This is a genomic window from Rhodococcus sp. CX (assembly GCF_015865005.1).
Classification (GTDB): Bacteria; Actinomycetota; Actinomycetes; order Mycobacteriales; family Mycobacteriaceae; genus Rhodococcus.
Map to the genome: position 1 here is coordinate 18,196 of NZ_JADZGH010000253.1, position 2,907 is coordinate 21,102.

Consider the following 2,907-nt stretch of genomic DNA (forward strand, 5'->3'; position numbering starts at 1 on the left):
GCGACCACACGCTCGAGGTCCGGGCCGTCGACGGCACCGGGGCAATCCAGGACGAGCAACGGCGTCCGCCGGTCCCGGACGGTGCGACCGGGCTGCACAGCCGCACCGTCACGGTCGTCGCGTGAGAGCGGTCCCGGTCGGTTGAAGACCGATCAGTTGAAGACCACGGTCTTGCGGCCGTGCACCAGCACCCGGTCCTCGAGATGCCAGCGCAGACCGCGGGCCAGCACCAGCTTCTCGACGTCCCGGCCCTGACGCACCATGTCGCTGACCGTGTCGCCGTGGCCGACGCGGATCACGTCCTGCTCGATGATCGGGCCCGCGTCGAGTTCGGCGGTGACATAGTGGCAGGTCGCACCGATCAGCTTGACGCCGCGCGTGAACGCCTGGTGGTAGGGGCGGGCACCGATGAACGACGGCAGGAAGCTGTGGTGGATGTTGATGGCCCGCCCGGCCCAGTGCTCGCACAGCGAGGAGGGCAGCACCTGCATGAACCGGGCCAGCACCACCGCGTGCGGGTCGTGCACGTCGACGAGTTTGCGCACCTGCTCGAACGCCGGTCCGCGCTCGGCCGGGTCCTTGGGGAACGACACGTAGTGGTAGTCGATGCCGTGCCGCTTCGCGACCGTCTCGAGTTCGGGGTGGTTCCCGACGACCGCGCAGATCTCGGCCTTGAGTTCGCCGGCCGCCACGCGTCCGAGGATGTCGTGCAGGCAGTGCGCTTCCTTGCTCACCAGCAGCACGACGCGCTTGGTCTCGCCGGTGTCCGACAGCGTCCACTCGGTGTCCGGGCCGATCTGCTCGGCGACGACCGCGAACTTCTCCCGCAGTTCGTCGATCCCGAACGGGATGGACGAGGCGCGCACCGCCTGCCGCGTGAAGAACCAGCCGCTGTCCTGGTCGGCGTGGTAGGCCGCTTCGACGATGGAACCGCCCACCTCGGCAAGGAAGGTGGCGATGCGGGCCACGATGCCGGTGGTGTCCGGGCAGCCGAGGGTCAGAACATAACGGCGGTCGTCCGTCGAAGCAGCGGTCATGCCGCCGATTGTCTCAGGTGCGTTCGGGGCGCCGGTCCGCCGGTCAGACGGTCGCCGGGGGACGCCGCACGGTCGCGGTGCCGACCAGGGTGGTCGCGTCGATCGTGTGCAGGCCGCGTTCGGTGATCTCGGTCAGCAGATCCTGCCGCAGCGCCTCCACGGCCGGCTCGTCGAGTCCCTCGAGGACGCTGTGCAAACCGGTGCCCACGACGAGGTTCCAGCACAGTTCGTCGGTGGCGGGCAGCAGATTCGGCATCACGTCCACCTGGACGGAGTGACATCCCGCGGCGGCGAGCCATGCCTCGAGTGTCTCCGGGGTGTCGATGCGGTGCAGCGGCGTGCGGTCGCGGAGCGACTGCCGATCGGCCAACGCGGGGGAGTACCGGGTGGCGACGTCGAACACCACGGCGGTGAACTCGGTCATCGCGCCGGCCCGCCACACGGTCACACCGACCCGGCCGCCGTGCCGCACCAGGCCGACGAGCCGCGCGAAACTCGCGTCCATGTGAGGGAAGAAGAACACCCCGTAGGAGATGGCCAGCGCGTCGTATCCGGCCTCCGGCACCGACGACGGCGGCTCCCACGTGGTGGCGTCGGCGCATACGAAGTCGATGTTCTGCAGGGCGCGCTCCTCGGCGGTCAACCGGCCCAGCTCGAGCAGGTCCGCGGCGACGTCGACGGCGTGGACCCGTCCGGTCGGGCCGACCGCCGCGGCCGCCGGCAACGCGGACGCACCGGCACCGCAGCACGCGTCGAGGACGGTGTCGCCGGGGTGGAGGCGGAGAGCGAACACGAGCGACTGCCCGGCCGGGCCCCACACGGTCGCGGTCAGGCGGTCGAACCGGTCGCTCGCGTCGTCGAACGTGCGGGCCACCTGATCGATCGGATCGGCCATGCCCGAAACGCTAGCCGATCTCGTAGAACGGTGGGGCGTACCGGAACACACCGCTCACACCCGGTCGGTGGGCGGTCAGCGCGCGGGCCTGGAAGTGCGGCGCCCACTCCGCCACGTCCGGGGCGATGCCCAGGTCGGCGGCCGGCACGAACCCGAACCGCGGGTAGTAGTCGAGGTGGCCGAGCAGCACCACGACCGCTTCGTCCAGGGCGTCGGCGGCCCCGAGCACCGCGTGCATCAGGGCCGCGCCGACGCCCTTGCGTTGCAGGTCCGCCCGCACGCCGAGCGGGCCGAGTCCGAGGGCGGGAGCGGACGCGATCGTGCCGCGTGTCGCGACCACGTGACCGACGACGGTGCCGTCGCGGTCCTCGGCGACCAGCGACAGCGCCGGAATCCACGCGCTGCTCGCCCGCAGCGCCGCAACGAGTCCCGGTTCGACGGGCTCGGACCCGGGCGGGGTGAGCGGCGCGAACGCCGAGCGATGCACCTCGGCGATCGCGTCGACGTCGGCGGGAAGTTCGCGGCGGATCAGCACGCCGACCATCCTCCCGCATTCCGTGGGACGGGGCGGCAGGGAAGGTGTGGGAGGCTGGCGGCATGCCGGACACCGCACACACCCGCGCCCAGGTCGCCGCGATGATCGATCACACCCTGCTCAAGCCGGAGGCGACCGCCGCCGACGTGCGCGCGCTCGTCGACGAAGCCGTCGAACTCGGGGTGTACGCGGTGTGCGTGTCCCCGTCCATGCTGCCGCTGCGCGCCGAGGGCGTCACCGTCGCGACCGTCGTGGGATTCCCCTCGGGCAAGCATCATTCTCTGGTCAAGGGCGCCGAGGCGCGGCTGGCCGTCGAACAGGGCGCGCGGGAGGTCGACATGGTCATCGACGTGGGCGCGGCGGTCGCGGGGGACTGGAACGCGGTGCTCGCCGACGTCCTCACCGTCCGCGAGGCCATCGGTTTCGACCCCGTCCTCAAG

Annotated in this window: 3 protein-coding genes and 1 pseudogene; 1 reads left to right on the forward strand and 3 read right to left on the reverse strand. The window is 71.4% G+C overall.

Annotation, left to right across the window (positions count from 1 at the left end; genetic code table 11):
- Positions 1–152: 152 nt before the first annotated feature.
- From purU to I0Q12_RS27505, 3 genes are read right to left on the reverse strand one after another with little or no spacing between them, the layout of a single operon-like run.
- A complete protein-coding gene (gene purU, locus I0Q12_RS27495; RefSeq protein ID WP_197256597.1) occupies positions 153–1,037 on the reverse strand; it encodes a formyltetrahydrofolate deformylase in 885 nt (294 codons plus the stop codon).
- Between the two features lie 43 nt (positions 1,038–1,080).
- Complete coding sequence (locus tag I0Q12_RS27500) at positions 1,081–1,932, reverse strand: class I SAM-dependent methyltransferase (RefSeq protein WP_197256600.1); 852 nt, start codon at positions 1,930–1,932, stop codon at positions 1,081–1,083.
- A 10-nt stretch (positions 1,933–1,942) separates the two neighbouring features.
- Positions 1,943–2,467, reverse strand: a complete 525-nt coding sequence (locus tag I0Q12_RS27505) for a GNAT family N-acetyltransferase (protein ID WP_197256602.1) — start codon at positions 2,465–2,467, stop codon at positions 1,943–1,945.
- Positions 2,468–2,529: 62 nt separating this feature from the next.
- Between I0Q12_RS27505 and I0Q12_RS34090 the strand changes: the two are divergent.
- A pseudogene (locus I0Q12_RS34090) lies at positions 2,530–2,907 on the forward strand (2-deoxyribose-5-phosphate aldolase); the annotation flags it as partial.

Excerpts from the sequence above, each read along its gene's own strand:
- purU (WP_197256597.1), bottom strand. The coding sequence starts at position 1,037 with ATGACCGCTGCTTCGACGGACGACCGCCGTTATGTTCTGACCCTCGGC.
- I0Q12_RS27500 (WP_197256600.1), bottom strand. The coding sequence starts at position 1,932 with ATGGCCGATCCGATCGATCAGGTGGCCCGCACGTTCGACGACGCGAGC.